This window comes from Azospirillum sp. TSH20 (assembly GCF_003115935.1).
Classification (GTDB): Bacteria; Pseudomonadota; Alphaproteobacteria; order Azospirillales; family Azospirillaceae; genus Azospirillum.
This window is the reverse complement of sequence record NZ_LGQU01000199.1, coordinates 1-5,829: the sequence shown is the minus strand read 5'-3', so window position 1 is coordinate 5,829 and position 5,829 is coordinate 1. Positions and strand designations below refer to the sequence as shown.

Annotated in this window: 5 protein-coding genes and 1 pseudogene; all 6 read left to right on the top strand. The window is 68.7% G+C overall.

What is annotated here, in order from left to right; all coding sequences use genetic code 11:
- A pseudogene (eno, locus tag TSH20_RS33950) lies at nucleotides 1-197 on the top strand (phosphopyruvate hydratase); the annotation flags it as partial.
- A gap of 686 nt (nucleotides 198-883) precedes the next feature.
- The gene (locus TSH20_RS33945; protein ID WP_109157628.1) at nucleotides 884-2,326 is read left to right on the top strand and encodes a bifunctional enoyl-CoA hydratase/phosphate acetyltransferase; all 1,443 of its coding nucleotides are present in this window, start codon (nucleotides 884-886) and stop codon (nucleotides 2,324-2,326) included.
- A 12-nt stretch (nucleotides 2,327-2,338) separates the two neighbouring features.
- Nucleotides 2,339-3,565 carry an acetate/propionate family kinase gene (locus TSH20_RS33940; protein WP_109157629.1) on the top strand — a complete coding sequence of 409 codons (1,227 nt, stop codon included), beginning with the start codon at nucleotides 2,339-2,341 and terminating at the stop codon, nucleotides 3,563-3,565.
- A 153-nt stretch (nucleotides 3,566-3,718) separates the two neighbouring features.
- Nucleotides 3,719-4,672 (top strand): DMT family transporter, encoded by a 954-nt coding sequence (locus TSH20_RS33935; RefSeq protein ID WP_109157630.1) that lies wholly within the window; start codon nucleotides 3,719-3,721, stop codon nucleotides 4,670-4,672.
- A gap of 17 nt (nucleotides 4,673-4,689) precedes the next feature.
- Nucleotides 4,690-5,430: a phosphoglycerate kinase gene (gene pgk, locus TSH20_RS33930; RefSeq protein WP_109157631.1), complete on the top strand. Its 741-nt coding sequence runs from the start codon at nucleotides 4,690-4,692 to the stop codon at nucleotides 5,428-5,430.
- Nucleotides 5,431-5,534: 104 nt separating this feature from the next.
- A partial coding sequence (locus TSH20_RS33925) for a glyceraldehyde 3-phosphate dehydrogenase NAD-binding domain-containing protein (RefSeq protein ID WP_282183601.1) occupies nucleotides 5,535-5,829 on the top strand: 295 nt, incomplete at its 3' end.

Sequence of the window (5,829 nt, the reverse complement as noted above, 5' to 3'; positions counted from 1 at the left end):
CCGTCCTGTCGCACCGCTCGGGCGAGACCGAGGACAGCACCATCGCCGATCTGGCGGTCGCCACCAACTGCGGCCAGATCAAGACCGGGTCGCTGAGCCGTTCGGACCGTCTGGCCAAGTACAACCAGCTGATCCGCATCGAGGAGCAGCTGGGCGCAGCATCCCGCTTCGCCGGCCGCGGCATCCTGAAGGCCTGAGTTTCACGAGCTTCCTGAAGTCCCCTGCCCGGCGATCCCTCCGCCCGCCCTCTCCCGCCCCCGGAGGGGCATCACGGCGACCGGGAACGCACCTGAAGGGACTTCACGGACGGGCGGCGGGCGCCCTTGATCGCTGAGGCGTCCCGCCGTTGGCCCCCTCCTCCCGTCTCTCCCCGGGAGGAGGGGGAAGCCCCGCCGGACGGCACTTGTCTCCCTCTCCCGCCCCGGACTACGGGATGCACAGCACTCACGGGCGATTAATGCACTGGAAACATGACACTTATTTGGCCGTCATTCCCGCGAAGGCGGGAATCCAGCCTTTTCAGCCGCTCAGCTGCGAAGTTTCCTGGATCCCCGCCTTCGCGGGGATGACGCAAAGTTCCTTTTGTTCCAGAGGCTTGATGTCGCCCATGGTTGTGTGCATGCCATAGTCCGCCCCGGGAGGGGGCGAGAGCCACCTGCGGCAAAGTGTCAGGCGCCCGGCTTTCCACCAGTTCCATGTTGCGATGCACAGTTAATATATTAATATATCTACGGTTCCCGGCGCGGCGCAGAACGCCGGCGCAAAACGGGCGACGCCCTCGGATGAAACACTGGACGGTCCGCTTTCCGTCCCTTCCCGACGCCGCCCCATCGGACCGTAAAACGGGCCGCTTGCTCGACCCGGTCAACCGGAGTGTTCAAAAATGCGTGCCAGTGGTGAAGCTTCCGGCAATGGCGCCTGCGCCGTGGTCGAGAATGTGACCTTCGACGAAATCCAGATCGGCCAGTCGGCCAGCCTGTCGCGCCAGCTCACCCTGATGGATGTGGAGCTGTTCGCCACGGTGTCGGGCAACATCAACCCGGCCCATCTCGACCCGAAATTCGCTGCCGACAGCCGGTTCCAGAAGGTGATCGGCCCCGGCATGTGGTCAGGCTCGCTGATCTCCGGCGTGCTGGGCACCTATCTGCCGGGCGCCGGCTCGCTCTATGCCGGCCAGAGCCTGCAGTTCCGCCGCCCGGTCGGGCTGGGCGACATCGTCACCGCCACCGTCACCGTGATCGAGAAGCGTCCGGCCCGGAACGTCGTCGTCTTCGACTGCGTCTGCACCAACCAGGATGGCGAGATCGTCGTGCTCGGCACCGCCGAGGTGATCGCCCCGACCCAGAAGGTCGTCCGCCCGGCGCATGAGCTGCCGCAGATCCAGATGATCCGCCACGACAAGCACGACGCGCTGCTCGCCAAATGCGACGAGCTGCCGCCGGTCGTCACCGCCGTCGCCTATCCCTGCGACGCCAGCTCCCTCCAGGGTGCCGTCGAGGCCGCCGAGGCCGGGCTGATCGAGCCGATCCTCGTCGGGCCGGAGGCCCTCATCCGCAAGGTCGCCGCTGCCAACGGCCTGGACATCTCCCGCTACCGCATCGTCGACGCCGCCCACAGCCGCGCCGCCGCGGCAGCCGCCGTGGCGCTGGCCCGCACCGGCGACGCCGAAGCGGTGATGAAGGGCAGCCTGCACACCGACGAGCTGATGGGCGAGGTGGTGAAGAAGGAGACCGGCCTGCGCACCGCCAGCCGCATCAGCCACGTCTTCCTGATGAATGTGCCGACCTACTCCAAGACGCTGCTGATCACCGATGCGGCGATCAACATCTACCCGACGCTGGAGGACAAGGTCCACATCGTCCAGAACGCCATCGACCTCGCCAAGGTGCTGGGCGTCGCCACCCCGCGCGTCGCCATCCTGTCGGCGGTCGAGACGATCAACCCGAAGATCAACACCACGCTGGAAGCGGCGGCGCTCTGCAAGATGGCCGACCGCGGCCAGATCACCGGCGGCATCCTCGACGGCCCGCTGGCCTTCGACAACGCCATCTCCGCCGAGGCGGCGCGCACCAAGGGCATCACCTCGCCCGTCGCCGGCCAGCCGGACATCCTGCTCGCCCCCGATCTGGAGGCCGGCAACATGCTGGTCAAACAGCTGTCCTTCCTGGCCAACGCCGACCTCGCCGGCATCGTGCTGGGCGCCAAGGTCCCCGTCATCCTCACCAGCCGCGCCGACAATATGCGGGCCCGGCTCGCCTCCTGCGCCGTCGCCTCGCTGGTCGCCGCCGCTCACCGCCAGCCCAAGCTCGCGCTGGCCGCCGAATAGGACGTTACCGTCATGGCCGCACTGTCGAACTCCAGCGAGGACGCCTGCCTCGTCATCAACGCGGGCTCCTCCAGCCTCAAATTCTGCGTCTTCCAGGGCGGAAGCGCCGCCGAGATCGAACCGGTCGTCACCGGCCAGATCTCCGGCATCGGCACCGCCCCCCACTTCCAGGCCAAGGACGCGCAGCGCCGCGTCCTCGCCGACGGGGTGCTGGACGAGGTCGGCCCCGCCGACCGCGCCGGCCTGCTTGGCTTCTTGCTCAACTGGATACGGCACGAGCTGAAGGGCGCCACGCTGGTGGCCGCCGGCCATCGCGTCGTTCATGGCGGCACCCGCTTCTCCACCCCCGTGCGCGTCACCCCGACGGTGCTCGACCAGCTGGAGGAGCTGATCCCGCTCGCTCCCCTGCACGAGCCGCACAACATCGCCGCCATGCGGGCGCTGGCCCAGGTCTACCCGTCGCTGCCGCAGGTCGCCTGCTTCGACACCGCCTTCCACCAGACCCAGCCCTGGCAGTCGCAGACCTTCGCCATCCCGCGCGAACTGACGGCGGAGGGCATCCGCCGCTACGGCTTCCATGGCCTTAGCTACGAGTACATCGCGCACCGCCTGCCGCAGGTGGCGCCGGAACTGGCCAACGCGCATGTGGTGGTCTGTCATCTCGGCAGCGGCGCCAGCCTGTGCGCCATGCGCGCCGGGCACAGCGTCGACACCACCATGGGCTTTACGGCTCTGGACGGCGTGCCAATGGGCACCCGGCCGGGCGCCATCGACCCCGGCGTGCTGATCTACCTGATGCGCGAGAAGGGCTACGGCGCCGACGAGCTGGAAAAGCTGCTCTACCACAAGTCGGGCATGCTGGGCGTGTCGGGCCTCTCCAACGACATGCGCGACCTGGAGAACTCCGACCTGCCGGCCGCCGCCGAGGCGGTGGAGCTGTTCTGCCACAATGTCGCCAAGCAGGTGGCGGCGCTGGCCGGCTCGATGGGCGGGCTGGACGCGGTGGTGTTCACCGCCGGCGTCGGCGAGAACTCCACGCTGGTGCGGGCGCGGGTGGCGGAGAAGCTGTCCTGGCTCGGCGTCGCCATCGACCCGGCGGCCAACCGCGCCAAGGCGACCCGCATCTCCGCCCAGGAAAGCCGCGTGCCGGTCTTCATCATCCCGACCGACGAGGAACGGATGATCGCCCGCCACACGCTGGGCGTGATCGCCGCCGAGCAATTGAGCCGGGCGGCGTAAAGGCCCTCTCCCCTCCTACAGGTCCCCTCTCCCCCCGGGGAGAGGGTTAGGGTGAGGGGGGCGCAGGGCGAGGATTCTCGGGAAGGCACGCTGTGCATCCCCCTCACCCCGACCCTCTCCCCGGGGGGGGAGAGGGAGATCGGAAACATCACCATGGAACAGCCCCCCACATCCCCCACCGCCACCCCTCCGGAAAACGTCCGGCTCGGCATCCTGTCGATGCTGTTGGCGATGGTCCTGATGACCGTCATGAACGCGCTGGCCAAGCTGCTGGCGGAGAGCTATCCGCTGGGCGAGGTCACCTTCTTCCGCAACCTGTTCGCCCTGCTGCCGGCGGTCGCCATGGTCGCCGCGGCGGGCGGGCAGAGCTGCCTGCAAACCGAACATTGGCAGGGGCATCTGTGGCGGGCGGTCATCGGTCTGGCGTCGATGGTGCTGCTGTTCTGGGCCTATCACCTGATGCCGCTGGCCAATGCCGTGGCGATCTCCTACTCCGCTCCGCTGTTCCTGACGGCGCTGTCGGTCCCGCTGCTGGGGGAGAAGGTCGGCGCCTTCCGCTGGGGGGCGGTGGTGGTCGGCTTCATCGGTGTGCTCATCATGGTGCAGCCCGGCGCCGGCATGCTCGACCGCGGGGCGCTGGTCGCGCTGGTTGCAGCGGTCTGCTACGCCCTGGCGATGATCGCCATGCGCCAGCTGGGGCGCACGGAACGGCCGGTGACCACGGTCTTCTACTTCACCGTGATCTCCACCCTGCTCAGCGCGCTGGCCCTGCCCTTCGGCTGGACGATGCCGGACGGGCATGCGCTGGCCCTGATGGTGGCGATGGGGATCGCCGGCGGCGGCGCGCAGTATTTCAGCACGCGGGCCTATGCGCTGGCCCGGGCGGTGGTGGTCGGTCCCTTCAGCTACGCCAGCCTGATCTATGCGTCGGTCCTCGGCTGGCTGGTCTGGGGCGACGTGCCGGCTCCGCATGTGGTGATCGGCGCCACGGTGGTGATCGGCAGCGGCCTGCTGATCCTCTACCGCGAAACCCGGCACCGCGAAATCGGGGGCGCAGCATCCCCCCTCCCACCGCGGCGGGCGGCACCGACAACGAGACTGGTTTGAAGGAAAGGACAGGCATCATGCTTACGATCGATGCCCAAGGCAGCCCGGTTCCGCACCTGACCGGCCGGCTTCGCCTGATCGCGGGCGGCCGCGACACGGGAGGTCGGACTCCGGCCCACAAGATGGGACGATCCGGCAACGGAATCTGCGCCATCGTCGGCGGTGTGAACCTGTCGGCCAAACTGGACCTGCTGGTCCGGCTGGTGGCGCGGGTCGACGTGCTGGCGTTGGGCGGCGGCATCGCCAACAGCGTCCTGGCGGCGACCGGCACCGACATGGGCGCCTCGCTGTGCGATTATGACCTGCTCGACGGGGCGCGCAAACTGCTGGACCGGGCGAAGGCCTGCGGCTGCGAGGTGCTGCTGCCGGTCGACGTGGTGGTGGCGACCGAGGCGCGGAAGGGAGCGGAGGACCGCATCGTTTCCTGCGCCGCCATCGGGCCGGAGGACATGGTTCTCGACATCGGCCCGGCGTCGGCGGCCCGGCTGACCGCCTGCGTCGAAGCCGCCCGGACGGTCGTCTGGACCGGCCCGCTCGGCGTCTGCGAGATCGCGCCCTTCGACGGCGGCACCGATGCGCTGGCGTGGTTCATCGCCCGGCGCACCCGCGACGCCGGCCTGCGCTCGGTGGCGGCCGGCGACGACACCATCGCGGCGCTGGCCGCGGCCGGGGTGGAGGACCGCTTCAGCGAGCTGACCACCCGCGACGCCCTGCCGGCATGGCTGGATGCGATGTCGCCGCGCGCCGTCCCCGCCTGAACGGAAATTGCAATCTTTGCGGGTCGAAACCCGCCTTCCCTGGTTGACACGAGTCTCCGCCCGCAAATCGGCACGAGACCGCAACCGAACGACAGGAGCACATCATGGCTGTACGGGTAGCGATCAATGGGTTCGGCCGCATCGGCCGTCTGGTTCTGCGCGCAATCTACGAGAGCGGCCGCAAGGACGTGGAGGTCGTGGCGATCAACGACCTCGCCGATCTGAAGGCCAACGCGCACCTGCTGAAGTACGACAGCGTCCACGGCCGCTTCCCCGGCACCATCGAGACCGCCCAATCAGAAGACGGGGGCGGCGTGCTGATCGTCAACGGCCACTCCATCAAGGTCGTGCAGGAGCGTGACCCGGCCAAGCTGCCGTGGAAGGATCTCGGCGTCGAGA